Here is a 24,000-nt window from a genome sequence, read left to right as displayed (position 1 = left end):
GCCGATGAGCACGCGAGGCGGTGGCGGCGCCCACTGGAACGACGAGACGCAGAGCTGGGAACAGGGCGAACCCCCGCCCCGCCGGTACAGCGCGCCCGTACCCCCGCCGCCCCCGGCACCGCCGCCGTTCGGCCCGCCGGTCCCGCCGCACGAGACACCGTCGTACGAGTCGCCTTCGTATGCGTACGAGGGCGAGACGCAGGCCGGGTACGAGCTGCCGAGGGGACCGGTGCACTCGCCGTACGCTCCCGCCGACCCGGTCTGGCGGCAGCGGCAGCAACAACGGCAGCGGCTGGTCGTCGCGGCCGTGGCGGCCGTGGTGCTCGCGGGCGGTGCGGTCGGCGGCTGGATGCTGTGGGGCAGGGACGGCGGCTCGGGATCCGGCGCGGTCTCGTCGGCCTCGGCGTCGCAGTCCCCGCCGCCGGACGGCACGACGGACGCGCCGACGGACACCCCGAGCGCTACGCCGACGGACGGCGCCACCTACGGCTCGACGGATCAACCCACCGACCGTGCCACGTACAGCTCGACGGACGAGCCCACCCCGAGCCCGTCCGCCTCGCGGGCCGCCATCCCCGTGCCGGGCGGCTACCACCCGGTGACCGACACCCTCGGCTGGAGCGTCGCCGTGCGCGACGGCTGGACCCGTACGGAGGAGCGCGGCAGCGCGCTGTACCGCTCGCCCGACCAGGCGGATCTGCTCCAGGTCTACCGTCTGACGGAACCCGGCATCACCCCGTACAACGCGCTCAGCATCACCTCGGGCGACCTCGCCGGGAACCCCGGGTACCAGCAGATCAGCCTGCGCCGGATGACCGAGGTGACCAGAACGGACGAGGCCGAGCTGGTCTACGCGTACGACCGGACCAGTACGGGCGTACGCGTCCAGGGCGTCGCCCGCGCCTTCGTCGCCGCGAACGGGGTCCCGTACACGGTCCTGGTCTCCGGGCCCACCGCCGACTGGCCCGCGCTGACGGCGGTCCTGGACGCGGCGCTCGGCGCGTTCACGCCGCGCTGAGCGCCGGGCCGGGTCGTGGTCAGCCGGTGCGCAGCTGCTGTGCGATGTCCCGTACCGCGTTCATCGCCCGGCGCTGGAGCCCGGGGCCGAACGTGACGCGGGCGGCGCCCAGTTCGCCCAGGCGGCGCGGGGTCGGGCCGTCGGTCTTGGCGACCTGGTTGACCGGGGCCGGAACGGCGGCCGCGATCTTCGGCAGATGCTCGGCGGGCGCCCCGTACGGGTAGACGCCGTCCGCGCCCGCCGTCACATACGCGCGCGCCCGCGCGATGGTCGCGTCGAGGTCCTGGACGCCCATGATGTACGTGTCCACGCGCGCGTTGATGAAGAGCCGGTCCCCGGCCTCCGCGCGCACCTCCGCCAGCCAGTCGGCGTGGCGCGCCGGGTCGACCAGTGCGCCGAACTCCGAGTCCTCCAGATTGCAGCCCACCGCGCCGGTGTCGAGCAGCCGGGCCACGAGCTCCTTGGGGGACAGGCCGTAGCCGCGCTCGACGTCCGCCGAGACCGGTACGGACACGGCCCGCACGATCCGGGTGATCGCCGCGAACATCTCGTCGCCGGGCGTCTCGCCGTCCGTGTACCCGAGCGAGGCGGCGACCCCCGCGCTCGGTGTGGCGAGCGCCGGGAAGCCCGCCTCCTCGAAGACGCGGGCGCTGGCGGCGTCCCACGGCCCGGGCAGGATCAGCGGGTCGCCCGGGGTGCGGCCCTGGTGCAGGGCGCGGAAGGCGGCGGCGGGGTTCAGCTGTGCCATTCGGTCTCTCCGGGTGCGGTGCGGCGGGCCACCATCAGCCGGTTCCAGCTGTTGATGGCGATGATCGCGGCGATGAGATGGGCGAGTTCGGACGCGTCGAAGTACTTGGCGGCCTGCTGGTACAGATCGTCGGGAACGTATCCCTCGGTCAGGATCGTTATGCCCTCGGTGAGGGCGAGGGCCGCACGCTCGCGCTCGGTGAAGCGGTCCCCGGCCTCCTGCCAGGCCGCGACGAGATCGAGCCGTCCCTCGGTCTCGCCGTGCCTGCGGGCGAGGTCGAGGTGCATGTCCAGGCAGAAGGCGCAGTGGTTGAGCTGGGACGCGCGGACCATGACCAGCTCCGCGAGCGTCGGGTCCAGCTCCTTCTTGGCGGCCGCGCTGACCCCGGCGAGCGCCACATAGACCTCCTGCGGAACCTGCCAGCCGCGCGCGGTCACTTGTACATCCCCGGGGTGTAGTGGCCCGGGACCATACGGGTGGTGACGCCGAAGCGGTTCCAGGCGTTGATCACGGTGATCGCGGCGATGAGGTGGCCGAGCTCGGTCTCGTCGAAGTGGCGGGCGGCGCGCGCGTACACGTCGTCGGGGACGAAGCCGTCGGTGAGCACGGTGATCGCCTCGGTCAGCTGGATCGCCGCGAGCTCCTTGGCGGTGTAGAAGTGCTGCGACTCCTTCCACGCGTTGAGCTGCACGATCCGCTCGACCGACTCGCCCGCCGCCAGCGCGTCCTTGGTGTGCATGTCCAGGCAGAAGGCGCAGTGGTTGAGCTGCGAGGCGCGGATCTTGACAAGCTCGTGGATCACCGGGTCGACGCCCCGTCCGGCCGCCGCGTCCAGCTTGACCATGGCCTTGTAGACCTCGGGGGCGGCCTTGGCCCAGTGCAGCCGGGGGCTGTGCTCGGCCGCGTAGGAACCGGTCTCGCCGTCGTTGTTCTCGCTCACCGTGTATCCCGTTCGTCGTGTCCCATCGCCTACGGAGCCGACGCTACGCGCCACATGTCACACGGGTATGGTCCATTTTCATGGCGGAATCCTGGGCCACTTCTTCTGGAACACTGGCCGAAGTCTTCGGTGTCGATCTCCATGTGGAGGTCGGCGGGGGCCGGCTGCGCGCCGGTCTGATGGACGCGCTGCGCGAGGCGGTACGCACCGGACGGCTCGCGCCCGGCACCCGGCTGCCCTCCTCGCGCTCGCTCGCCGCCGACCTGGGCGTGGCCCGCAACACGGTGGCCGACGCGTACGCCGAACTCGTCGCCGAGGGCTGGCTCACCGCCCGCCAGGGCTCCGGGACCCGGGTCGCCCAGCGGGCCGCGCCCCGGTCCCCCAGACCGGCCGGGCCCCGGTCCGCCACCCGCCGCAAACCGACGTACAGCCTGGTCGCGGGCACGCCCGACCTGTCGTCCTTCCCGCGCGCGGAGTGGCTGAAGGCGTCCCGGCGGGCGCTGACGGCCGCGCCGCACGAGGCCTTCGGCTACGGCGACCCGCGCGGCCGCATCGAGCTGCGCACGGTCCTCGCGGACTATCTGGCGCGGGCGCGCGGGGTGTACGCGGCCCCCGAGCGGATCGTCGTGTGCGCGGGGTTCGTGCACGGCCTGGTGCTGCTCGGCCGGGTGCTGCGGGCGCGCCGGGTGCGGGAGGTCGGGGTCGAGGCGTACGGCCTGGACGTGCACCGGAACCTTGTGTCCGAGGCGGGCCTGCGCACGCCGGCGCTCGGTTTCGACGAAGTGGGCACGCGGACGCAGGAGTTGGCGTCGGCGGCGTACAAGGGCGTCGGGGCGGTGCTGCTGACCCCCGCGCACCAGTTCCCGGTGGGGGTCGCGCTGCCGCCCGACCGGCGTTCGGCGGCGGTCGACTGGGCGCGGGCGACGGGCGGGCTGATCCTGGAGGACGACTACGACGGCGAGTTCCGCTACGACCGCCAGCCCGTGGGCGCGCTCCAGGGCCTGGACCCCGAGCACGTCGTCTACCTCGGCACGGCCAGCAAGTCCCTCGCCCCCGGGCTGCGCCTCGCGTGGATGGTGCTGCCGGAGCGGCTCGCGGGGGAGGTGGCCGAGGTGAAGGGCCAGGTCGACTGGTCGTGCGGCGCGCTGGACCAGCTGACGCTGGCGGAGTTCATCGTGTCGGGCGCGTATGACCGGCATGTACGGGGGGTGCGCCTGCGGTACCGCCGCCGTCGTGACCAACTGGTTTCGGCGTTGGCGGCGCGCTCGCCGGAGGTACGGGTGAGCGGGATCGCGGCGGGCCTCCACGCGGTCCTGGAGCTCCCGCCCGGCACGGAGCGCGCGGTGATCCAGGCCGCGGCCTGGCAGGGCCTGGCCCTCCAGGGCCTCTCCCACTTCCGCCACCCCGAACTCCCGTCCGGACGGGACGCGTTGGTGGTGGGGTACGCGGCACCGGCCGACAGCTCTTGGGCGGGGGCGTTGGATGCGCTGTGCCGGGTGCTGCCTTGACGTGCGGGTTGTCTGTGGCTGATCACTTCCCCAAGTTCTCGACTCTGCTTGAACAGGGGACCCCCATCGCGGCGGAGCCGCACATGCCACAGCCCCGTGCCCCTTGGGGGAGTAGAGAGAGATCCTGGATCTTTGTCCGATGGTTGAGTCTCGCAACCGGTCCGGCGCTCCGGGGCATGCGAACGGCCACCCTCCGTGATGATGACGGCGGGTGGCCGGTTGTCTTGCACAGTCCTAACCCGATTTGGCTGCCGTGGGTTTGCGTTCCCGGTTCATTCGTCCTGTGTGACGCGGGCGTGGTCGGAGGACGGCGCGGGTCATCCCGTCGTCTCCAATGCCGGGGGAAGCGTGTTCAGCAGCTTCACCGCCGAGCCGACCGGAAGCGCACCGATTTCCACGTATGCACGTCCCTTACTGGTGATGAGCGGGCGTACCTGCGTGGCCTCATGTTCGGGGATTCCTGCGCGTTGCAGTGCTGCTCGCAGCAGTTCCGCCGTGTGTTCTGCTTCCGCGAGTGCGCTCTTGTACTGGTCCATGGGGATCACTGCCCCTCCTCCTTCGGGGCGCAGCCCATGTGCCAGTACGCGACGACGGGAGAGGAGTCCCGGCGGGCCAGCATGCCCCGGCGGCAGGGTTCGAGGCTCTTGACAGGCTTCAGGCACGCGGGGCACGCCTCGCCTTTGGGTGCGTACGTCGAGTACTCCCACTGCGCGGCGTCGGTGTCAGTCATGCGGTGCCCCCTGCTCGTTGGTGCAGGGGGAAGAGCCTGGTTGTAGCTTTGAGCACTGTCGTCAACCTCCATGCGGTTGGTGGCCACGCCCCCGGACGTTCGCAGCGTCGCGGGGGTACGTGCTGTCCGGTACGCGAGAAGTGCCGTCTGAAGAGCTTCAGTCCGACAGGACGCATCAGGGAACAGCGAACGGGGAACCCCGCAAGACACTTTGGGGAACCCCGTTCCGAGGCGTTCGGGGAACCCCGCTCACGGCCCGGGACTACTCTGGAAGAAAATCAACTCCCGTCCCTCCCAGGTGGCGTCCATGGACGAACGCGAGACCCAGCGCAGCGGTTATCCGCTGACGATCCCCGACGCGCTTCTACAGAGTGAAGCCATGCAACAAGCCTGCGTCGCAAGGGACTTCCAAGAGATCTTCCGACTCGTGAACCGGCGCACCGGCTCAAGCCATGCGGCCATGGCGGCAGCCATCGGCAAGATGACCAGCTCACGCGTCAGCGACATCATTCGAGGTGTCCGTGGTATCCGGGGACGCGAGGTCATCGAACGCGTGGCTGACGGATTCGGCATTCCCGGGGAAATGATGGGTCTGCCGAGAAGGTCGTGGGAGGGTTCCCCGGAAAGCATTGACGGAACCACCAGCGCTTGCACCAGCGTCGGGTCTGTAACCGAATTTGGGGTGAAGTCGCAGCATGACGCACCCGCCACTATTCTTGGTCTCCGCAACCAATTGGCAGCCCAGGGTAGTTCCGCATGGAGAATCACCCCGACTGCGGAACGCGAGGCTGAGAGCCTACTTAGTCGTCGCACCCTTCTCAAAGGAGGGGCCGTCGCTGCCGACATGGCAGGGGTCGACCTTGAAGAAATCCAGCACGTGGCCGCAGCGCTGGAAGATGCGTACCGTTACCTTGATGGCCCGGTGGTTGATTATTTCCGCAAACAGCTCGAAGTGGCCAAGAATGATGATGGTGCGCTGGGTGCGTGGAAAACCCTACCGCTAGTTCTTGGTTTGTTGGGTGCTATTGAGCAGAGAGCCCGCGATGTGAAGCCCGGGGCGCGGCGAGAGCTGCTGTCGGTTGGTGCCGACGGTGCGGAGTTTGCAGGATGGCTATTCCGTGATATCCAGCAACCCGCCATTGCTGTTTTCTGGTATGACCGGGCCATGGAATGGGCGCAAGAAGCCAACGACCCTGCCATGCAGGGATATATGCTGCTGAAGAAATCCCAAATGGCGTATGACGACGGAGATGCTGGGCGCATTTTGACCCTGGCACAAGCGGGACAGCATGAGAGGTGGCAACTCCCGGTGCGCGTGCAATCGGAGTTGCTGCAACAGGAAGCGCTAGGGTGCGCCATGATCGGTGAACCGTTCTCGCTGGTAGAGCAGAAACTCAGTACGGCTCATGAACTACTGGCCCACGCTGCTGACAGTGAACCAAGCGACCTTGGCGCCTATTTCAACGAACACACGTTGTTGCTCCGGAATGCAGTGAGCTACACCGAGGCAGGTAAGCCGAGTCTCGCCGCTGACTTGTTCGGAAAAATCATTGCCGCCGGAACACTCTCCCGCCGTGACGTTGGATTCTTCAATGCCCGGCGTTCGGCAGCCTTGGCACTGAGCGGCGAGCCGGACGAGGCGGCCCGGATTGGTTCCGCCTCGGCAGAGGTGGCTCACGCGATGAAGTCCGAACGCACCATGCGAGTATTGCATGAAGTGTCGCAAACGTTGAGTCGCTGGCGCGGTCGCCCCAAGGTGCATGAATTCCGTGAAATGCTCAAGACGGCCTAGACCTGCGAAGGGTCTGTATTCAGCCACTCGGTTACGGCGTGAATGACGAACGCCTGCCATTCCAGGCTCTGAGGGTCTAGATATTTTGGATCATCATGTACGGCGAAACCGTGCTGTGACCCTTCAATCTCAATGAGTTTACACGGGGCGTGGAAATTCTGTACAGCGGACCGCGACGAGTCGATGGGCACAAAAGTGTCTCGGGTGCCGTGCACGATAAGTGTCGGGGCCTGCACCTCGCCGAGCACTTCATATGGGTGCAGCCAGAACGCCTCATTGAGTAGAGGCCGTCCGTGTCGTAGTGTCGGTGTAAACTGGATAAATCCGTGTTCGGTGAGTTGCTGTGCTGCTTCCTCGCTGATCGAATCATCCACCCAATAGGAACGCGTATCGATGGTTCGCCATTTGTAGTCCAACTGGGGATTGAACAGCACTAGCCGCGAAAGGTCCATCGGGCGCCTTGCGGAGTAGTACGCGCAGATGCCGCCTCCGAAGCTGGCGCCCAACAGTGTAATTTCCTGTGCGGCCGTGGCGTTGCGCAGATAGGCGATGGCCACACGAATGTCATTGAGGATCGTGGCGAGCGTCAGCTCTTCTTGTCGGCCCTCACTATCGCCGTGGCCTCGCATGTCGAAGCGGAGAGACGTCACACCGCTATCAGCCAGTCCTGCGGCCAATCGCGTGAAGAACCCGCCCTCTTCACGGGTGACGCCACCGCCATGCACAAGTACGACACCGCGCGAGGTGCGCGTATCTGGGCTCACGAGGGTGCCAGCCAGGTGCAGACCATCAAGCGTTCGAAGTGTCACGCTGTCAGCTGTAGGCATGGCGCGAGCCTAGTACTGACGCAAACCGAGCGCGCCCCGTTCGACGCTCACCTCAAGTGTCGGGAATGGCCCGCAGACGGCACCAAGAGTCTTCTGTCCTGACCGGCAGCTGTCCGCCAGAACCCCTACCTCGGCACTTCGGGAAGGGACGGGGCGGGGGACGGTTCCGGGGCCTCGCCGAAGCGGGCCAGGGCCAGGGCGCCCGCCACCGCCACCGCGAAACCCGTTACCGCCAGCCACCCCAGCCCGTCCCGTGTGTGGTCGCCAAGCCACACCACCCCCGCCAGGGCCGGGCCGATCGTCTCGCCGAGGACCATCCCGGCCGTCGCCGTCGTCACCGAGCCCCGCTGGAGCGCCGAAGTCAGCAGCAGGAACGCCGCACCCCCGCCCACCAGCAGCGCGTACAACGCCGGGTTGGTGAAGTCGAGGGAGTCGATCAGGCGGACCGCCACCTCCACCACTCCGAAGCCGCACCCCGCGCCCAGACCGAGTACCAACGCCCGTGCCCGATCGGGCAGTCGGCCCCCGACCGCCCCCGCCATCAGGATCGCCGCTGCGACCGCGAGCAGCGCCCACGGCAGCGCGGCGGGCCCGTCCCGATGGCCCTCCGAGCCGGACGCGAGCCCGAGCATCCCGAGGCCCGCACAGACGACCCCGACGGCGGCCCATTCCGTACCGGAGAGCCGTACCGCGAGCAAGCGGGCCGCGACCACCGCCGTCACCGCGAGGGAGGAGGCGAGCGCCGCCCCGACCGCGTAGATCGGCACCGACCGCAGCGCGACGATCTGGAGGACGAAGCCGACCCCGTCGAGCCCGAGCCCGACGATGTAGCGCCACTGGCGCACCGCCCGCAGCAGCAACGCGGGGTCGACCCCGGAGTCCCCGGAGCCCCCGTTGTCCGGACCGGCCGCGGCCCGGGCCGCCACGGCCTGAAGAACCGTCGCGGTGCCATAGCAGACCGCCGAACCCAGCGCGCAGATCATCCCAAGGAGCACGAACGGACTGTAGTGGACGCCGGACGCCGGCCCGCCCGTGGCCGGGGACCAGGGGCAGATCTAGCGGACAGACCCTACGGTGTGGCCGGATCACGTCCGGACGCGGCGCCCCCGGCTACTCCGGGATGTAGTCCCGCAGCGGCGCGGGCCGCAGCCCGGCCGCGTCGGCGGCGGCGAGCGCCCGCGTCAGGTCGGCGTCGACGGTGTCGTTGAAGTGCAGCAGCACGATGTCACCGGCCTTCAACTTCGGTGTGGGCGGCGTCCATTGGCCCCAGGTCGTGAAGTCGTACGTCCAGGTCACCAGCGCTTTCGCGCCGCAGGCGCGGGCTGTCGTGCGGGTGGTGTCGTTGTACGTGCCGAACGGCGGCCGCGCGAGCCTCGGCTCGGCGCCGAACTGCGCGAGCGTCCGGTCCCGTGCCCCGCACAGCTGCGCGTGCTGGCCCGCCGCGTCGAGCGTGGTCAGGTCGGGGTGGTCGATCGTGTGGTTCTCCATCCGCGCGGGTGTGTGGTCGAGCAGGGTGCGGAAGTAACCGGGGTCGTACGCGTAGGCCCCCGGCAGGATGAACAGCGAGGCGGGCACCTGCCGGTCGAGCAGGAGCTTCTGGGCGGCGGGGTCGTGGGTCCAGCCGTCGTCGATCGTGATGAAGACGACCGGGTCGGCGGTGTCGACGTGCGACACGACGGGGACGGGCTCGGGCCAGTCCGCGGCCTGCGCGGGGGCGCCGACGGTGAGTGCGGCGAGGAGGGATACGAGCAGGGCGAACGCGGCGCGGGGTCTCGGCATGGCGGCATCATTGGTCTGGACCATGCCGATTGTCAACGCCCGTGCGGGAGAAGTCCGTTGGGGATGGGCCCCCACCCCGCCCCGATCCCTAAACCCTCCGGGGGTGGGTGGGGGTGGAGGTGGGTTTCCCGGGGGCGGGGCCCCCGGACCCCTTTCGCGGGGCCTGCGGCCCCTGCACCCCGCTGGGGTGGGGTGTGACGCGGGGCTGCGCCCCTGCGCCCCGCTTCGTCTGCGGATCGTGCCGGGTTGCTCGCGCAGTTCCCCGCGCCCCTGGGTATTCAGGGGCGCGGGGCTGTGACATTTGCGGCTCCGCCGCGTGGGCGCGACCAGCCCCCACCGGCGGGCAGCCAAAGAACCAGGCCGCCCGCCCAGGCCACGCGGCGGAGCCGCAAAATGTCACAGCCGGGAAGGGGCGGGGTGGGGCCAACCCGCCTAGGCTTCCGCCAGCACCGCCCGCAGCTGGTCCAGCCCCCAGTCCAGGTCCTCCTTCGAGATCACCAGCGGCGGGGCGATCCGGATCGTGGAGCCGTGGGTGTCCTTGACCAGGACGCCCCGGTCCATGAGCCGCTCGGAGATCTGCCGTCCGGTCCCGTACGCGGGGTTGATGTCCACCCCGGCCCAGAGCCCACGCCCCCGAACCGCCTCCACCGCACCGGTGTGCGCCAGCAGACCGAGTTCGTGGTGCAGATGCTCGCCGAGCTCGGTCGCGCGCTGCTGGTACTCGCCGGTCCGGAGCATCGCGATGACCTCCAAGGCGACCGCGCACGCCAGCGGGTTCCCGCCGAACGTGGACCCGTGCTCGCCGGGGCGGAACACGCCGAGCACGTCCGACGAACCCACCACGGCCGACACCGGCACGACCCCGCCGCCGAGCGCCTTGCCGAGGACGTACAGGTCCGGCACCACGTCCTCGTGCTCGCACGCGAACGTCTTCCCGGTCCGGCCGAGGCCCGACTGGATCTCGTCCGCGATGAACAGGACGTTCCGGTCGCGGGTCAACTCCCGTACGCCCGGCAGATATCCGGGCGGCGGTACCAGCACACCCGCCTCGCCCTGGATCGGCTCAAGCAGCACCGCCACCGTGTTCTCGGTGACCGCCGCCGACAGCGCGGTCAGATCGCCGTACGGGACGATCTCGAAGCCCGGCGTGTACGGGCCGTAGTCCGCGCGCGCCTCCGGGTCCGTCGAGAAGCTGACGATCGTCGTCGTACGGCCGTGGAAGTTGTTCGCGGCGACCACGATCTTCGCCATCCCGTCGGGCACGCCCTTGACGCGGTAGCCCCACTTGCGGGCGGTCTTGACGGCCGTCTCCACCGCCTCGGCGCCCGTGTTCATGGGCAGCACCATGTCCTTGCCGCACAGCGCGGCGAGCTCCGTGCAGAACTCCGCGAACCGGTCGTGGTGGAACGCCCGCGAGGTCAGCGTGACTCTGTCGAGCTGGGCCTTGGCGGCGTCGATGAGGCGGCGGTTGCCGTGGCCGAAGTTGAGCGCCGAGTATCCGGCGAGCATGTCGAGAAACCGCCGGCCCTCGACATCGGTCATCCACGCGCCTTCGGCCGAGGCGACGACGACAGGCAACGGATGGTAGTTGTGCGCACTGTGAGCCTCGGCAGAGCGGATGGCGTCCGATGTAGTAGACACGGGGTCTCCGTTTCATCGTGCGGCGTGGGGCAGGGGTGGGCACCTTTTCTGAGGTGGTCCCCTTTTCTATCGTCGTTTTCTATCGTCGCTCGGATGCTGGACGAAGAAACCTCCAATCGTGACGTGCCCGCTAGTGTGGAAGGTGCGTACGGCGACTGGCGAGCGGGGAAGCGACCCCGGGGAAGCCGTGCGCCGCCAGCGCACGAGGTGCCGCCCGCCTGGGCACCCGGGACCATTGAACGGACCCCGGAGGACGCCATGAGCCTGCCCCTTTCCCACCCGGCCCTTTCGGCCACCGACCCCGAACTCGCCGCGCTCGTCGGCGCCGAGGAGCGGTTGCAGTCGGACACCCTGCGGCTGATCCCCAGCGAGAACTACGTGTCGCAGGCGGTGCTCGAAGCCTCGGGCACGGTGCTGCAGAACAAGTACAGCGAGGGCTACTCGGGCCGCCGCTACTACGAGGGCCAGCAGAACATCGACCTGGTCGAGACCCTGGCCGTGGAGCGGGCCAAGGCGCTGTTCGGCGTCGAGCACGCCAACGTCCAGCCCTACTCCGGCTCCCCGGCCAACCTCGCCGTCTACCTCGCCTTCGCCGAGCCCGGCGACACCGTGATGGGAATGGCCCTGCCGATGGGCGGCCACCTCACCCACGGCTGGGGCGTCTCGGCCACCGGCAAGTGGTTCCGGGGCGTCCAGTACGGCGTACGCCACGACAGTGGGCTCATCGACTTCGACGAGGTGCGCGAGCTCGCCCTCAAGGAGCGGCCGAAGATCATCTTCTGTGGCGGCACCGCCCTGCCGCGCACCATCGACTTCGCGGCCTTCGCAGAGATCGCCCGCGAGTCCGGCGCCGTCCTGGTCGCCGATGTCGCGCACATCGCGGGCCTGATCGCGGGCGGCGCGCACCCGTCCCCGGTGCCGCACGCCGACGTGATCTCCACGACCACCCACAAGACCCTGCGCGGCCCGCGCGGCGCCATGCTGATGTCCCGCGAGCAGCACGCCAAGGCCATCGACAAGGCGGTCTTCCCGGGCCTCCAGGGCGGCCCGCACAACCAGACCACCGCCGCGATCGCCGTCGCCCTGCACGAGGCGGCCCAGCCCTCGTTCCGCGACTACGCGGCGGCCGTCGTCGCCAACGCCAAGGAGCTCGCCGAGCAGCTGCTCGCGCGCGGCTTCGACCTGGTCTCCGGCGGCACCGACAACCACCTGATCCTGATGGACCTCACCCCCAAGGACGTCCCGGGCAAGGTCGCCGCGAAGGCCCTGGACCGGGCCGGGATCGTGGTCAACTACAACACCGTCCCGTACGACCCGAGGAAGCCGTTCGACCCCTCGGGCATCCGCATCGGCACCCCGTCCCTGACCTCCCGGGGCCTGGGCACCGAGCACATGGCGGCCGTGGCCGGGTGGATCGACCGGGGTGTCACCGCGGCCCGCGCCGGCGACGAGGACGCGCTCGCCGTCATCCGCACCGAGGTCGCCGAGCTGATGGCCGCGTACCCGGCGCCGGGCCTGCCGACGGACTAGCCCCGACGACTGCGAGGTGCCGGTTCGTACACCGGCGCCTCGCGACTGTGTTCCTCATCTCATCGAGCGCGTACGGGCTGGTCGTGGATTCCTACCGGCCCCCGCGTCCGGGTTCGTACCGGCAACGGTTTCCGAGCTGTCGGCGCCACCTGAGAGAATGATGAACATGGCCATTGATCGTCCTCGTGTGCTCTCCGGAATCCAGCCCACCGCAGGCTCGTTCCACCTCGGCAACTACCTCGGTGCGGTCCGTCAGTGGGTGGCTCTCCAGGAGTCCCACGACGCCTTCTACATGGTCGTGGACCTGCACGCGATCACGGTTCCGCAGGATCCGAAGGAGCTGCGCGCCAACACCCGGCTCGCCGCCGCCCAGCTGCTCGCCGCCGGGCTCGACCCGGACCGGTGCACGCTCTTCGTGCAGAGCCATGTGCCCGAGCACGCCCAGCTCGCCTGGGTCATGAACTGCCTGGCCGGCTTCGGCGAGGCGTCCCGGATGACGCAGTTCAAGGACAAGTCGGCGAAGCAGGGCGCCGACCGCGCCACCGTGGGCCTGTTCACCTACCCGATCCTCCAGGTCGCGGACATCCTGCTCTACCAGGCCAACGAGGTCCCGGTCGGCGAGGACCAGCGCCAGCACGTCGAGCTCACCCGCGACCTCGCCGAGCGCTTCAACGGCCGGTTCGGCGACACGTTCAGGATCCCGGCGCCGTACATCCTCAAGGAGACGGCGAAGATCTACGACCTCCAGGACCCGTCGATCAAGATGAGCAAGTCGGCGTCGACGCCGAAGGGCCTCATCAACCTGCTCGACGAGCCGAAGGCGACCGCCAAGAAGGTCAAGAGCGCCGTCACCGACACCGACACCGTGATCAAGTACGACGCCGTGAACAAGCCGGGCGTCTCCAACCTGCTCACGATCTACTCCACACTCACCGGCAAGACGATCGCCGAGCTGGAGACGGAGTACGAGGGCAAGATGTACGGGGCGCTGAAGACGGACCTCGCCGAGGTGATGGTGGACTTCGTCACCCCGTTCAGGACCCGTACGCAGGAATATCTGGACGACCCCCGGACGCTGGACGCCGTCCTGGCCAAGGGTGCCGAGAAGGCCCGTGCGGTGGCCGCCGAGACGCTGGCGACGGCGTACGACAGGGTCGGGTTCCTGCCCGCGAAGCACTGAAGACGCCCTGACGGCTCTGGCAGAACGGCGGCGCGACCGCCACACTGCACACTGACGCACACAGACGTACCCGGACAACGATGGAGGAGAACGACGTGGGGACCGTAACGCTCGGCGTTTCGATCGCGGTCCCGGAGCCGTACGGCAGCCTGCTCCAGGAGCGGCGCGCGGGCTTCGGGGATCCCGCCGCGCACGGCATTCCCACCCACGTCACCCTCCTCCCGCCCACCGAGGTCGACGCGGCCCGGCTGCCCGGGATCCGGGCGCATCTCGCCGAGGTCGCGGCGGCCGGGCGCGCCTTCCCGATGCGGCTCTCGGGGACCGGGACGTTCCGGCCGCTCTCGCCGGTCGTGTTCGTGCAGGTCGTCGAGGGCGGGCCGGACTGCGCCCGGCTCCAGCAGCGGGTCCGCGACGAGGCGGGCCCGCTCGTGCGCGAGCTGCACTTCCCGTACCACCCGCATGTGACCGTCGCCCACGCCATCCCCGAGGAGGGGATGGACCGGGCGTACGAGGAGCTGGCCGCCTTCGAGGCGGAGTGGACCTGCGGCGGCTTCGCGCTGTACGAGCAGGGCGCGGACGGCGTGTGGCGCAAGCTGTACGAGTACGGGTTCGGCCTCAGCGGGGTCCCCGCCCAGGGCACCTCGCGCGACGAGCCGTCCGTACGCGCCTAGACCGGCAGGCGCCGGAAGATCGGGCGCGGTACATGCCGTAGCGCCGACATCACCACCCGTAGCGTCCCCGGCACCCACACCACCTCCGCCCGGCGGCGCAGCCCCGACTCGATGGCCTGCGCGACCGCCTCCGGCGTGGTCGCCAGCGGGGCCTCCGGGAGCCCGGCCGTCATCTTCGTCCGGACGAAGCCCGGGCGGACGACCATGACGTGCACCCCCGAGCCGTGCAGCGCGTCGCCCAACCCCTGCGCGAAGGCGTCCAGGCCCGCCTTGCTGGAGCCGTAGATGAAGTTGGCCCGGCGGGCGCGCTCACCGGCCACCGAGGACAGGATCACCAGCGAGCCGTGGCCCTGGGACTGCACGGCTTTCGCGCAGATCAGGGCCGCCGAGACCGCACCCGTGTAATTCGTCTGGGCGACCCGCACGGCCGCGAGCGGCGCGCTCTCGTCGCGGACCTGGTCGCCCAGGATCCCGAACGCCAGCAGCACCATGTCGATGTCGCCCTCGGCGAAGACCCTGGACAGGGCCGACTCGTGGGAGGCCGCGTCCAGCGCGTCGAACGCGACCGTGCGCACATCCGCCCCGAGCTCGCGCAGCTCCGCTGCCGCTGAGTCGAGCGCGGGGGAGGGGCGCCCGGCCAGCCAGACCATGCGGGTGCGGCGTGCTACCAGGCGGCGGGCCGTGGCCAGGCCGATCTCGGACGTACCGCCGAGGATCAGCAGGGACTGGGGGGTACCGAAGGCGTCCTTCATGTACGTTCAACTCCCTTGTACGGGTGCGTGGTTGTGGCTGTCCGCGTGCGGACCGTGCGTGGCCGCTCGCGCAGTTCCCCGCGCCCCTTTGGGGCGCGCCGTGCGCCGCACCTCCACGGGGTCGGTCACAGGTCCAGCCGTCTGGACAGGTCCGAGGTGAAGACCCCGGCCGGGTCGAGCCGCGCCCGCAGCTCCCGGAACTCCGCCAGCCTCGGGTACATCGCCGCCAGCGTCCGGGGCCGCACCCGCGCGTCCTTCGCCAGGTACACCCGGCCGCCCGCGCCCGCGACCTCCTCGTCCAGCTCGTCCAGGAAGTCGGCGAGGCCCGGCAGGCCCGTCGGGATGTCCAGGGCCAGGGTCCAGCCGGGGAGCGGGAAGGAGAGCCAGCCGGGGTCGGCCTCGCCGAAGCGCTTGAGGACGGCGAGGAAGGACGGGCAGCCGCGCCGGGAGATGCGGCGCACGATCCGGCGCAGCGCCTCCTCCTGCCCGTATCCGACGACGAACTGGTACTGCACGAAGCCGCCCCGGCCGTAGATGCGGTTCCAGTGCGGGACGCCGTCGAGGGGGTGGAAGAACGTGGGGATGCGCTGGAGTTCGCCGGTGCGGTGCTTGGGGGCTCGGCGGTACCAGAGCTCGTTGAACGCCGTCACCGAGGCGCGGTTCAGCAGTCCGGCCGGGAAGTACCGCGGTGCGGGCGGGAGTTGGCCCGGGCGGAAGTGGAGCGGGGTGCGGCGGGTGCGGGCGTCCAAGGCGTCCAGGGGGGCGTGATCGCCCCGGGTCAGCACCGCCCGGCCGGTGCGGGCGCCACGGGCGAGCAGGTCGATCCAGGCCACCGAGTAGCGGTAGCGGTGGTCCGTCGCCGTGAGCCGGGACATCAAGTCGTCGAGATCGGCCGCCCGTTCGGTGTCGACAGACATCAAGGACGTCTCGACGCGGTGGAGTCGGATCGTCGCCGACAGGATCACGCCGGTCAGGCCCATCCCGCCCGCCGTCGCGTCGAACAGTTCGCCGTCGGGCGTGAGGGTGTGTACGGTGCCGTCCGCCGTCAGCAGGTCGAGCGCGCGGACATGGCGGGTGAAGGAGCCCGAGCCGTGGTGGTTCTTGCCGTGGATGTCCGCGCCGATCGCGCCGCCGACGGTCACGTAACGGGTCCCGGGTGTCACCGGCACGAACCAGCCCAGCGGCAGCAGGACTTCCATCAGGCGGTGCAGGCTGACCCCCGCCTCGCAGACCACCACGCCCGCCTCGGCGTCGATGCTGCGGACACGGTCGAGGCCGGTCATGTCCAGGACGGCGCCGCCCGCGTTCTGCGCCGCGTCGCCGTACGCCCGGCCAAGTCCCCGCGCGATGCTCCCGCGCGGCCCGCAGGCGCGGACCGCCGCCACCGCTTCCTCGTACGTACGCGGCGCGAGCAGCCGCGCCGCCGTCGGCGCGGTGCGGCCCCAGCCGGTCACGGGGGTCAGGGGGGTGCCAGACATGGGGCCGACCGTAGCGCCGGTTGATTGTTTTCCTTGGTGTTATGTCCTATTCATTCAGATACTCACCGAAATGGGTGATTGAGTGAGTGTCAAGCCGCATTGACGCGGATCCGGCGCCGTGGCCCGGGAGAGTCGCGTACGGCCGACGCGGTGCCCTACGGCCGGTCGGCGGGCTGTCTTACGGAAGCGGGGTGGCAGATGCGGTACACCGACGCGGACCGCCGGCTCCTGTCGGCGCTGCGCGACTGCGGGACGGACCCACGCGTGGCCGCCGTCGCCCGCGCGCTCTCGCTGGCCGGGGAGCACGGCGCGGTGTGGCTCGCGGCCGGGGTCGTTGCCGCCGCCGTCGACCGGGACCGGCGCGGCGACTGGCTGCGCGGTACGGCGCTGGTCGCGGCCGCGCATCTGACCAGCATGGGGGTCAAGCGGGTGGTGCGGCGGCCCCGGCCCCGGCTGCCCGCCCGGGACCCGCTGGTACGCACGGCCGGGCGGCACTCGTTCCCCAGCTCGCACGCCACCTCGGCGGCAGCGGCGGCCGTGGCGTACGGCGGACTGCGGCCCGCCGGGGCCCGGCTCGCGCCGCCGCTCGCGGCCGCGATGTGTGTGTCCCGGCTGGTCGTCGGCGTCCACTACCCCTCGGACGTGCTGGTCGGCGCCCTCCTCGGCGGCGCGACGGCCCGCCTCGGCGCCAGATGGATCGGGGCGGGCTCGTGAACCGGCCCGGGCTCGTAGCCCTGGACGAGCGGCCCGCGCGGCGCGCGCTCGCGCTGCCCGCCGGGCTGCTGAAGACCGCGCGGCCCCGCCAGTGGATCAAGAACGTGCTGGTCGCCGCCGCGCCCGCCGCCGCCGGACAACTGGACTCCCGCCACACCCTGCGCCAACTCGCCGTCGTCTTCGTGCTGTTCACAGCCGCAGCGTCCGCCGTCTACCTCGTCAACGACGCGCGCGACGCGGCCGCCGACCGCGCGCATCCGCAGAAGTGCCACCGCCCGGTGGCGACCGGACAGGTGCCGGTGCCCCTCGCGTACGCGGTCGGCGCCGTTCTCGCGGTCCTCGCCCCGCTCGCCGCGGCCCTCACCTGCAACCCCATGACGGCGACCCTGCTCACCGGATACGTGGTGATGCAGCTCGCCTACTGCGTGAAGCTCAAGCACGTCCTCGTCGTCGACCTCGTGGTCGTCACCGCCGGGTTCCTGATGCGGGCGATGGTCGGCGGGGTCGCGCTCGCCATCCCGCTCTCGCGCTGGTTCCTGATCACCGCCGGGTTCGGCGCACTGTTCATGGTGGCGGCCAAGCGGTACTCGGAAGCCGTCCAGATGGAGGGCCACGGCGGCGCCACCCGCGCGCTGCTCGACGCGTACACCACCGGCTATCTGCGGTTCGTCTGGCAGCTCGCGGCCGGGGTCGCGGTCCTCGCGTACTGCATGTGGGCGCTGGAGGCCGGCGGCATGGCGGGCGGCTCGCTGCTGCCGTGGCGGCAGTTGTCGATGGTCCCGTTCATCGGCGGGATCCTGCGGTACGCGGTGTTCGCCGACCGGGGCACGGCCGGCGCCCCCGAGGACGTGATCCTGCACGACCGGGCGCTCGCCGTCATCGGCCTGGTCTGGGTCGCGCTCTACGGGCTCGCGGTGGCGGACCTGTGAGGCCCAGGGTGCGGCGCGCCGAGCTCGTCGGCTTCGCGCTCGCCGGGATCTGCGCGTACGCCGCCGACCTGGGCCTCTTCGTCTGGCTGCGCTCGGGCCTCGGCTGGGACCCGATCGCCGCCAAGTCCCTCTCGTTCGTGGTGGGTTGCACCGTCGCGTACGCAGGGAACGCCTTCGGTACCTACCGGGGCAGCCGGGCCGGGCGGCGCGAGTATGCCGTCTTCTTCGCCGTGAACATCGCGGGCGCGCTCGTGCAACTGCTCTGCCTCGGCGTCACGCACTACGGCCTCGGCCTCACCTCGCCGCGCGCCGACACGCTCTCAGGGGCCGTCTTCGGCATGGCCCTCGCCACCTGCCTGCGGTTTTGGGGCACCAGGACGCTTGTCTTCGGGGTCGAGAGGGGTACTCGGACGTCATGGACTGGCTGAAGAATCTTCCCGTCATCGGGCCGCTGGTGGCACGTTTCACGCGGACGCACGTCTGGCGTTCGTACGAGCGGCTCGACCGGGTGAAATGGTCCCGGCTCGCCGCCGCGATCACCTTCATCAGCTTCCTGGCGCTCTTCCCGCTGCTCACCGTGAGCGCGGCCGTCGCCGCCGCCGTGCTGACCCCGGGCCGGGTGCAGAAACTCCAGAACACCCTCGCCGACCAGGTCCCCGGCATCTCCGACCAGCTCAACCTCCAGGACCTCACCCGTAACGCGGGCACCGTCGGGGTCGTCGCCGGAGCGCTGCTGCTGTTCACCGGCATCGGCTGGATCGGCTCGATGCGGGGCTGTCTGCGGGCGGTGTGGGAGCGGGACGACGACGAGGGCGAGAACCCGTTCCTGCGCACCCTCAAGGACGGCGGGATCCTGCTCGGCCTCGGCGGCGCGGGCCTCGCCTCGTTCCTGGCCTCCTCCGTCGGCTCGACGGCCGTCGGCTGGACCGCGAATCACCTCGGCATCGACGAGAACGGCGCGGGCCGGGTCCTGCTGCGCATCGCCGCCATCGCGATCGCGGTCGCCGCCGACTTCCTGGTCCTGCTGTACGTACTGACGCTGCTGCCCGGGGTGTCCCCGCCGCGCCGCAGACTGATGGTGGCCTCGCTGATCGGCGCGGTGGGGTTCGAGCTCCTGAAACTGCTGCTCGGCGGCTATATGCAGGGCGTCGCGGGCAAGAGCATGTACGGCGCCTTCGGGGTGCCCATCGCGCTGCTGCTGTGGATCAACTTCACCGCGAAACTGCTGCTGTTCTGCGCGGCCTGGACGGCCACCCCGTCGAAGACGGACGAGGCGGCCGGGGCGGCGGAGCCCGGCCCGGAGGAATCCGACGGGCCCCGCACCCCGAAGATCACTTCTTCCGGCGGACCAGCTCCGGGAGCGGCCAGCGGCGGTTGAGCAGGAACAGCCCGCCCGCGACCACCACCAGCGCGCCGCCCGCGATCGCGAGCGCCGTCCCGACGCCGCCGGAGCCGGGCTCCTTGCGGGCGGCGACGGATGCCTTCGCGGGGTCCTGCGCACCGCCCGCCCGGCTGGGCCGGGAGCCGGGCGGGGTGCCGCTGGGCAGGGCCGACTTGGGCGCGACCAGTTCGCCGACCGGGGTGACCTTGCCGGCCGCCGCGAAGCCCCAGTCGAGCAGGCGGGCGGCCTCCTTGTAGACGGCCTGGCTCTCGCCGGAGTCGGGGTTCATCACGGTGACCAGCAGCACCCGGCCGTCGCGCTCGGCGACCCCGGTGAAGGTCGCGCCCGCGTTGGTGGTGTTGCCGTTCTTGACGCCCGCGATGCCCTTGTACGGGCTGATGCCGTAGTCGCCGGTGAGCAGCCGGTTGGTGTTCTGGATGTCGAAGTAGTCGCGCTCGTTGTTCTTGCCCTCGCCGCCGGGGAACTTAGCGGTGGCGGTGGAGCAGTACTCGCGGAAGTCCTTCTTCTGCAGCCCCGAGCGGGCGAACAGCGTCAGGTCGTACGCGCTGGAGACCTGGCCCGGCGCGTCATAGCCGTCCGGCGAGATCACATGGGTGTCGAGCGCCTGGAGGTCGTCGGCGTGCGCCTGCATGTCCTGGACGGTCTTGGGGACACCGCCGTTCATCGAGGAGAGCACGTGCACGGCGTCGTTGCCCGAGCGCAGGAAGACGCCGAGCCACAGGTCGTGCACGGTGTACGACTCGTTCTCCTTGACCCCGACCAGGCTGCTGCCCTCGCCGACGCCCTCCAGATCGGCCTGGGTGACCTTGCGCACCTCGGTCTTGGGCAGGCTCGGCAGCACGGTGTCCGCGAAGAGCATCTTCAGGGTGGAGGCGGGGGGCAGCCGCCAGTGCGCGTTGTGCGAGGCGAGCACCTCGCCGCTCTTGGCGTCCGCGACGATCCACGAACGGCCCGTCAGATCCATCGGCAGCACCGGCGCCCCCGGACCGAGCTTGGCCTGGGTGCCCGGCTGGGCGAGCAGCGCGCCGCCGACCGTCGACATCGAGGCCGGCGGCGGGTCGGGGTCCTTGCGGGTCCGGCCGGGCTTCGCGTCGGTGCCGGGCTTGCCCGGGGAGGCCGACGGGCCCGGCGAGGCCGACAGGCTGGGGGAGGGGCCCGGCGTGCCCGGCTTGACGTCGTACGGCACGGCCGCGGCGGGCGCGGCGGCGAGCGCGGGCAGCAGCGCGGCGGCGGCCGCCGCCAGTGCGATTCTCGCGGGCTTGTTCACAGCAGACACGGACGAGAACGTACAGGCCCGGCCCGGCGATCCCGACACCGGCGGGGGGACCCGCCGGGAGCTCCCACCCGCCCGGGGGTGCCCGGCCCCCGAGTCGGCTGTGTCTTCCCGGGGGCCGCTGTGTTCCGTAGCGGCTGCGCCGCGGGCCGGACCCCCGGGCGAACCCCCCGGGCGCCCGGGCGATACTGACCACATGAAGTTGAACCGCCCCGTCTCCTGGTTCCTGCTCGTGTTCGGAGCATGGAGCTGGATCATCTGGATCACTTTCGTCAAGAACCTGTGGAAGGACGGCAGCGGGCTCGCCTTCGACGACGCCGGCAACCCCACCGCGTACTTCTGGGTGCACCTGACGCTCGCCATCGTGTCCTTTCTTCTGGGGACGGCCGTCGGCCTCATCGGGTTGCGTTCCGTACGCCAACTGCGTACGGAGAGCATGGACGCGGCGGGGTCACGGGCTGCTAACGACTAGTCGCGACCCCCTTGTCACGCGCGGCTAACGAGTACCTGTGCAGTGAAGATTTCCTCTTCCGAATGTGAAACCCGTGTGATTGGGTGAGCGCCATCACAGGCTGTGCGCGAGGGGGTTCGGCACGCCTGAAGGGGTGGGGCGTTCCGAGGAGTGCACGTCGATGCGGTCGATCCGTATGCGGATTCTGGCGGTTTGTGCGGCCCTGGTGGTCGTCGGTGTGGGGGGATGGCAGCTGCTGCCGTCCGATCAGCAGAAGAAGGACCCGATCACGGTCGGCACCACCGACGTGATCACCTCGCTCGATCCGGCCGGCGCCTATGACGCCGGCTCCTGGGCGCTCTACAGCAACGTGTACCAGTCGCTGCTCACCTTCCGGCCAGGCTCCGCGGAGCCGGTGCCGGACGCCGCGCGCAGCTGCAAGTTCATCGGCATGGAGCTGAAGACGTATCAGTGCGTGCTCCGGGACGACCTGACGTTCTCCTCCGGCCGCAAGATCACGCCGGCGGACGTCAAGTTCTCCTTCGACCGGGTGACGAAGATCAACAGCGAGCTGGGGCCGTCCCCGCTGCTGTCCGTCATCGGCTCGGTCCAGGCCGACGGCTCCAATGTCACCTTCAACCTGAAGACCAAGGACGCGACCTTCCCGTCGAAGCTCGCGACGGGCGCCGGGTCCATCGTCGACAGCAGTACGTATCCGGACAAGGCGCTGCGCAAGAACAACTCCGTCGTCGGCTCCGGCCCGTATCTGCTCAAGACGTACAAGCGCGGCCAGAGCGCGGTCCTCGAACCGAACCCGCACTACAAGGGCGCGGTGACCCGCAAGGGCCTGCCGGTCGAGGTGCGCTACTTCGCCGAGTCCGACCAGCTCAACCGGGCGTGGCAGGCCGGGGACGTGCAGGTGGCGCACCGCGAGATGCCGCCGGCCGTGCTCGCCAAGCTCTCGCCCGGCGACCCGAGCATCCGCATCAGCGAGACGCCGGGCGCCGAGACCCGCAACCTCAACCTCAACGTCCGCCCCGGGCGCCCGCTCGCGAAGGCCAAGGTCCGCGAGGCCGCGGCCACGCTGATCGACCGGCCCGCGCTCGCGGCGTCGGTCTACCAGGGCACGGTCGAGCCGCTGTTCTCGCTGATCCCGCAGGGCTTCACCGGCCACAGCACCGCGTTCTTCGACGCCTACCCCAAGGTCGACGTGGCGAAGGCGAAGTCGCTGCTGCGGTCGGCGGGGGTGCAGACGCCGGTGAAGTTCACGCTGGCGTACCGCAAGCTGGGCGCCAACGGCGCGGAGGCCGAACAGCTCAAGGCCCAGCTGGAGAAGGGCGGCCTCTTCAAGGTCGAGCTGATCGCCGAGTCCGACTGGCCGAAGATGCAGAAGAACTACGCGGCGGGTGTGTACGACGCGTACACGGCGGGCTGGATCGCCGACTTCCCCGACCCCGACAACTTCAGCCAGCCGCTGGTGGGGACGGGCAACAGCTTGCACACCGGGTACTCGGACAAGTCCGTCGACGAGATCATTCAGCGTACGCAGCAGTACAGCGACCGGGGGCGTACCGCCGATGACTTCAAGGCACTTCAGGACAAGGTCGCGGAAGATGTGCCGCTGATTCCGCTGTGGCAGGGCAAGGACTATGTGGTGTCCCACCGGAGTGTCAGTGGGTTGCAGTATCTGTCCGATGGGACGGGGGTTTGGCGGCTGTGGGAGCTCGGGTGGATCTGAGGTGTTCGGGTGCGGGCCGGTAGGGGCCGGTCGCGCCCACGCGGCGGAGCCGCAAATGTCACAGCCCCGCGCCCCTATAAGTGACCCGGCACCGCAACGGACTCCACGAGCACGCTCAGCGCTTCTTTCGGGACGTCGCCGCCTGTGCCATTCCCGGTAGGAAGTCCGTGAACAGCTCGTGCACCTCGTGGACCAGTGGGCGCAGCACGCGGAAACGCGCCAGCGACACACCCCGCGTCGTGAGCTTCGCGCCGCGGGCCGCCAGGCGGTAGCTGCGTTCGCTGTTCTCCGAGCGGTCGAAGACCCAGTACAGGACCAGGCCCATCTGGGACAGCCACATCAACTCAGGGAGTACGTGGGTGAGTTCGGCCGGGACCTTCGTCTTGGTTCCGGCCAGTACCTCGCGGTGTACGGAGATCGCGGCGTCGCGGGCGTGCTGGGACTCGGGAGAGAACGGGCTGAGCGGGCTGTCCGGGTCCGCCGCGTTCTTGAAGAACTGCGCGGCGAACTCGTGGTACGGCGCCGCGATGTCCAGCCAGACGCGGAGCACCCCGGCGAGCCGCGCCTCCAGGTCGGTCTCGCGGTCGAGCACGTCCCGGACCGCCGCCTGGTGTTCGGCGGCGATCCGGTCGTAGAAGCCCTGGATCAGGTGCTCTTTGCCGTCGAAGTAGTAGTACGCGTTGCCGACGGAGACCCCCGCCTCCTTGGCGATGGCCCGCATGGTCGTCTTGTCGTAACCGAGTTCCTGGAACAGCCGCATCGCGGTCTCCAGGATCAGGGTGCGGGTCTGCTCGCCCTTGGCGGGACCCGGCTCGCTGCGGGTGGGCTCGGACGCGGCGGGCACACGCTCGTTCTCTGCTGGCACGGCACGAGCGTAATGGGCCGCCCTGTGAGCGATA

25 protein-coding genes and 1 riboswitch are annotated in these 24,000 nt (G+C 70.3%); of the genes, 12 read left to right on the top strand and 13 right to left on the bottom strand.

Features of this window, described 5'->3' with window-relative positions; all coding sequences use genetic code 11:
* Positions 1-4: 4 nt before the first annotated feature.
* A complete protein-coding gene (locus ACT1U9_RS11680; protein ID WP_444538272.1) occupies positions 5-1,018 on the top strand; it encodes a hypothetical protein in 1,014 nt (337 codons plus the stop codon).
* Positions 1,019-1,037: 19 nt separating this feature from the next.
* On the opposite strand, the gene ACT1U9_RS11675 is transcribed toward ACT1U9_RS11680, so the two are convergent.
* From ACT1U9_RS11675 to ACT1U9_RS11665, 3 genes are read right to left on the bottom strand one after another with little or no spacing between them, the layout of a single operon-like run.
* Complete coding sequence (locus ACT1U9_RS11675; RefSeq protein ID WP_444538271.1) at positions 1,038-1,766, bottom strand: isocitrate lyase/PEP mutase family protein; 729 nt, start codon at positions 1,764-1,766, stop codon at positions 1,038-1,040.
* A complete protein-coding gene (locus ACT1U9_RS11670) occupies positions 1,754-2,203 on the bottom strand; it encodes a carboxymuconolactone decarboxylase family protein (RefSeq protein ID WP_444538270.1) in 450 nt (149 codons plus the stop codon). Before ACT1U9_RS11670 ends, ACT1U9_RS11675 begins: the two co-directional genes overlap by 13 nt.
* On the bottom strand, positions 2,200-2,706 hold the full coding sequence (locus ACT1U9_RS11665) for a carboxymuconolactone decarboxylase family protein (protein WP_444538269.1): 507 nt from the start codon (positions 2,704-2,706) through the stop codon (positions 2,200-2,202). Before ACT1U9_RS11665 ends, ACT1U9_RS11670 begins: the two co-directional genes overlap by 4 nt.
* 80 nt (positions 2,707-2,786) lie before the next feature.
* Here ACT1U9_RS11665 and pdxR point away from each other — a divergent pair, with 80 nt between their 5' ends.
* Positions 2,787-4,214 carry a MocR-like pyridoxine biosynthesis transcription factor PdxR gene (gene pdxR / locus ACT1U9_RS11660; RefSeq protein WP_444538268.1) on the top strand — a complete coding sequence of 476 codons (1,428 nt, stop codon included), beginning with the start codon at positions 2,787-2,789 and terminating at the stop codon, positions 4,212-4,214.
* A 317-nt stretch (positions 4,215-4,531) separates the two neighbouring features.
* On the opposite strand, the gene ACT1U9_RS11655 is transcribed toward pdxR, so the two are convergent.
* Positions 4,532-4,750: a hypothetical protein gene (locus ACT1U9_RS11655; RefSeq protein ID WP_444538267.1), complete on the bottom strand. Its 219-nt coding sequence runs from the start codon at positions 4,748-4,750 to the stop codon at positions 4,532-4,534.
* Positions 4,751-4,755: 5 nt separating this feature from the next.
* A complete protein-coding gene (locus tag ACT1U9_RS11650; RefSeq protein WP_444538266.1) occupies positions 4,756-4,944 on the bottom strand; it encodes a hypothetical protein in 189 nt (62 codons plus the stop codon).
* Positions 4,945-5,251: 307 nt separating this feature from the next.
* Here ACT1U9_RS11650 and ACT1U9_RS11645 point away from each other — a divergent pair, with 307 nt between their 5' ends.
* A complete protein-coding gene (locus tag ACT1U9_RS11645) occupies positions 5,252-6,736 on the top strand; it encodes an XRE family transcriptional regulator (RefSeq protein WP_444538265.1) in 1,485 nt (494 codons plus the stop codon).
* Here ACT1U9_RS11645 and ACT1U9_RS11640 read toward each other — a convergent pair.
* From ACT1U9_RS11640 to rocD, 4 genes are all read right to left on the bottom strand, one after another.
* The gene (locus tag ACT1U9_RS11640) at positions 6,733-7,563 is read right to left on the bottom strand and encodes an alpha/beta hydrolase (protein WP_444538264.1); all 831 of its coding nucleotides are present in this window, start codon (positions 7,561-7,563) and stop codon (positions 6,733-6,735) included. The genes ACT1U9_RS11645 and ACT1U9_RS11640 overlap by 4 nt on opposite strands.
* 125 nt (positions 7,564-7,688) lie before the next feature.
* Positions 7,689-8,546, bottom strand: a complete 858-nt coding sequence (locus tag ACT1U9_RS11635) for a hypothetical protein (RefSeq protein WP_444539075.1) — start codon at positions 8,544-8,546, stop codon at positions 7,689-7,691.
* Between the two features lie 127 nt (positions 8,547-8,673).
* Positions 8,674-9,342: a polysaccharide deacetylase family protein gene (locus tag ACT1U9_RS11630; RefSeq protein WP_444538263.1), complete on the bottom strand. Its 669-nt coding sequence runs from the start codon at positions 9,340-9,342 to the stop codon at positions 8,674-8,676.
* 432 nt (positions 9,343-9,774) lie between these two features.
* Entirely contained in the window at positions 9,775-10,983 is a 1,209-nt protein-coding gene (gene rocD, locus ACT1U9_RS11625) for an ornithine--oxo-acid transaminase (RefSeq protein WP_444538262.1), read from the bottom strand.
* Positions 10,984-11,124: 141 nt separating this feature from the next.
* A riboswitch (ZMP/ZTP riboswitch) is annotated at positions 11,125-11,214 on the top strand.
* 27 nt (positions 11,215-11,241) lie between these two features.
* Between rocD and glyA the strand changes: the two genes are divergently transcribed.
* The 3 genes from glyA to ACT1U9_RS11610 all read left to right on the top strand — a co-directional run bounded on the left by glyA (position 11,242) and on the right by ACT1U9_RS11610 (position 14,364).
* On the top strand, positions 11,242-12,513 hold the full coding sequence (gene glyA, locus ACT1U9_RS11620) for a serine hydroxymethyltransferase (protein ID WP_444538261.1): 1,272 nt from the start codon (positions 11,242-11,244) through the stop codon (positions 12,511-12,513).
* A gap of 166 nt (positions 12,514-12,679) precedes the next feature.
* Positions 12,680-13,693, top strand: a complete 1,014-nt coding sequence (gene trpS, locus ACT1U9_RS11615; RefSeq protein ID WP_444538260.1) for a tryptophan--tRNA ligase — start codon at positions 12,680-12,682, stop codon at positions 13,691-13,693.
* A gap of 95 nt (positions 13,694-13,788) precedes the next feature.
* Complete coding sequence (locus ACT1U9_RS11610) at positions 13,789-14,364, top strand: 2'-5' RNA ligase family protein (protein WP_444538259.1); 576 nt, start codon at positions 13,789-13,791, stop codon at positions 14,362-14,364.
* On the opposite strand, the gene ACT1U9_RS11605 is transcribed toward ACT1U9_RS11610, so the two are convergent.
* Entirely contained in the window at positions 14,361-15,116 is a 756-nt protein-coding gene (locus tag ACT1U9_RS11605) for a decaprenylphospho-beta-D-erythro-pentofuranosid-2-ulose 2-reductase (protein WP_444538258.1), read from the bottom strand. The genes ACT1U9_RS11610 and ACT1U9_RS11605 overlap by 4 nt on opposite strands.
* A 125-nt stretch (positions 15,117-15,241) precedes the next feature.
* Positions 15,242-16,594, bottom strand: coding sequence for an FAD-binding protein (locus ACT1U9_RS11600; RefSeq protein ID WP_444538257.1), 1,353 nt, complete (start codon positions 16,592-16,594; stop codon positions 15,242-15,244).
* 198 nt (positions 16,595-16,792) lie between these two features.
* Here ACT1U9_RS11600 and ACT1U9_RS11595 point away from each other — a divergent pair, with 198 nt between their 5' ends.
* From ACT1U9_RS11595 to ACT1U9_RS11580, 4 genes are read left to right on the top strand one after another with little or no spacing between them, the layout of a single operon-like run.
* A complete protein-coding gene (locus ACT1U9_RS11595; RefSeq protein ID WP_444538256.1) occupies positions 16,793-17,308 on the top strand; it encodes a phosphatase PAP2 family protein in 516 nt (171 codons plus the stop codon).
* Positions 17,305-18,237, top strand: a complete 933-nt coding sequence (locus ACT1U9_RS11590) for a decaprenyl-phosphate phosphoribosyltransferase (RefSeq protein WP_444538255.1) — start codon at positions 17,305-17,307, stop codon at positions 18,235-18,237. Before ACT1U9_RS11595 ends, ACT1U9_RS11590 begins: the two co-directional genes overlap by 4 nt.
* The gene (locus ACT1U9_RS11585; protein ID WP_444538254.1) at positions 18,234-18,665 is read left to right on the top strand and encodes a GtrA family protein; all 432 of its coding nucleotides are present in this window, start codon (positions 18,234-18,236) and stop codon (positions 18,663-18,665) included. The genes ACT1U9_RS11590 and ACT1U9_RS11585 overlap by 4 nt, the downstream gene beginning before the upstream one ends.
* Positions 18,653-19,615, top strand: a complete 963-nt coding sequence (locus ACT1U9_RS11580; protein WP_444538253.1) for a YihY/virulence factor BrkB family protein — start codon at positions 18,653-18,655, stop codon at positions 19,613-19,615. Before ACT1U9_RS11585 ends, ACT1U9_RS11580 begins: the two co-directional genes overlap by 13 nt.
* On the opposite strand, the gene ACT1U9_RS11575 is transcribed toward ACT1U9_RS11580, so the two are convergent.
* Entirely contained in the window at positions 19,569-20,915 is a 1,347-nt protein-coding gene (locus tag ACT1U9_RS11575; protein ID WP_444538252.1) for a D-alanyl-D-alanine carboxypeptidase family protein, read from the bottom strand. The genes ACT1U9_RS11580 and ACT1U9_RS11575 overlap by 47 nt on opposite strands.
* 193 nt (positions 20,916-21,108) lie before the next feature.
* Between ACT1U9_RS11575 and ACT1U9_RS11570 the strand changes: the two genes are divergently transcribed.
* Both ACT1U9_RS11570 and ACT1U9_RS11565 read left to right on the top strand, forming a co-directional pair.
* Entirely contained in the window at positions 21,109-21,384 is a 276-nt protein-coding gene (locus ACT1U9_RS11570) for an SCO4848 family membrane protein (protein WP_444538251.1), read from the top strand.
* Positions 21,385-21,544: 160 nt separating this feature from the next.
* Positions 21,545-23,101 (top strand): ABC transporter substrate-binding protein, encoded by a 1,557-nt coding sequence (locus tag ACT1U9_RS11565; protein WP_444538250.1) that lies wholly within the window; start codon positions 21,545-21,547, stop codon positions 23,099-23,101.
* A gap of 115 nt (positions 23,102-23,216) precedes the next feature.
* Here the strand turns inward: ACT1U9_RS11565 and ACT1U9_RS11560 are convergent, their stop codons facing one another.
* A complete protein-coding gene (locus ACT1U9_RS11560; RefSeq protein WP_444539074.1) occupies positions 23,217-23,945 on the bottom strand; it encodes a TetR/AcrR family transcriptional regulator in 729 nt (242 codons plus the stop codon).
* Between the last annotated feature and the right edge of the window lie 55 nt (positions 23,946-24,000).

It is taken from the genome of Streptomyces sp. BR1, assembly GCF_052373795.1.
Taxonomy (GTDB): Bacteria; Actinomycetota; Actinomycetes; order Streptomycetales; family Streptomycetaceae; genus Streptomyces.
This window is presented reverse-complemented; position numbering and strand designations above follow the sequence as displayed.

Bases quoted from the DNA above. Each gene is read 5' to 3' on its own strand.
- trpS (WP_444538260.1), top strand. From the start codon at position 12,680: ATGGCCATTGATCGTCCTCGTGTGCTCTCCGGAATCCAGCCCACCGCA.
- ACT1U9_RS11595 (WP_444538256.1), top strand. From the start codon at position 16,793: ATGCGGTACACCGACGCGGACCGCCGGCTCCTGTCGGCGCTGCGCGAC.
- ACT1U9_RS11645 (WP_444538265.1), top strand. From the start codon at position 5,252: ATGGACGAACGCGAGACCCAGCGCAGCGGTTATCCGCTGACGATCCCC.
- ACT1U9_RS11655 (WP_444538267.1), bottom strand. From the start codon at position 4,750: ATGGACCAGTACAAGAGCGCACTCGCGGAAGCAGAACACACGGCGGAA.
- ACT1U9_RS11600 (WP_444538257.1), bottom strand. From the start codon at position 16,594: ATGTCTGGCACCCCCCTGACCCCCGTGACCGGCTGGGGCCGCACCGCG.
- ACT1U9_RS11605 (WP_444538258.1), bottom strand. From the start codon at position 15,116: ATGAAGGACGCCTTCGGTACCCCCCAGTCCCTGCTGATCCTCGGCGGT.
- ACT1U9_RS11570 (WP_444538251.1), top strand. From the start codon at position 21,109: ATGAAGTTGAACCGCCCCGTCTCCTGGTTCCTGCTCGTGTTCGGAGCA.
- glyA (WP_444538261.1), top strand. From the start codon at position 11,242: ATGAGCCTGCCCCTTTCCCACCCGGCCCTTTCGGCCACCGACCCCGAA.
- ACT1U9_RS11640 (WP_444538264.1), bottom strand. From the start codon at position 7,563: ATGCCTACAGCTGACAGCGTGACACTTCGAACGCTTGATGGTCTGCAC.
- ACT1U9_RS11675 (WP_444538271.1), bottom strand. From the start codon at position 1,766: ATGGCACAGCTGAACCCCGCCGCCGCCTTCCGCGCCCTGCACCAGGGC.
- ACT1U9_RS11565 (WP_444538250.1), top strand. From the start codon at position 21,545: ATGCGGTCGATCCGTATGCGGATTCTGGCGGTTTGTGCGGCCCTGGTG.
- ACT1U9_RS11680 (WP_444538272.1), top strand. From the start codon at position 5: ATGAGCACGCGAGGCGGTGGCGGCGCCCACTGGAACGACGAGACGCAG.
- ACT1U9_RS11580 (WP_444538253.1), top strand. From the start codon at position 18,653: ATGGACTGGCTGAAGAATCTTCCCGTCATCGGGCCGCTGGTGGCACGT.
- ACT1U9_RS11650 (WP_444538266.1), bottom strand. From the start codon at position 4,944: ATGACTGACACCGACGCCGCGCAGTGGGAGTACTCGACGTACGCACCC.
- ACT1U9_RS11630 (WP_444538263.1), bottom strand. From the start codon at position 9,342: ATGCCGAGACCCCGCGCCGCGTTCGCCCTGCTCGTATCCCTCCTCGCC.
- pdxR (WP_444538268.1), top strand. From the start codon at position 2,787: ATGGCGGAATCCTGGGCCACTTCTTCTGGAACACTGGCCGAAGTCTTC.
- ACT1U9_RS11635 (WP_444539075.1), bottom strand. From the start codon at position 8,546: ATGATCTGCGCGCTGGGTTCGGCGGTCTGCTATGGCACCGCGACGGTT.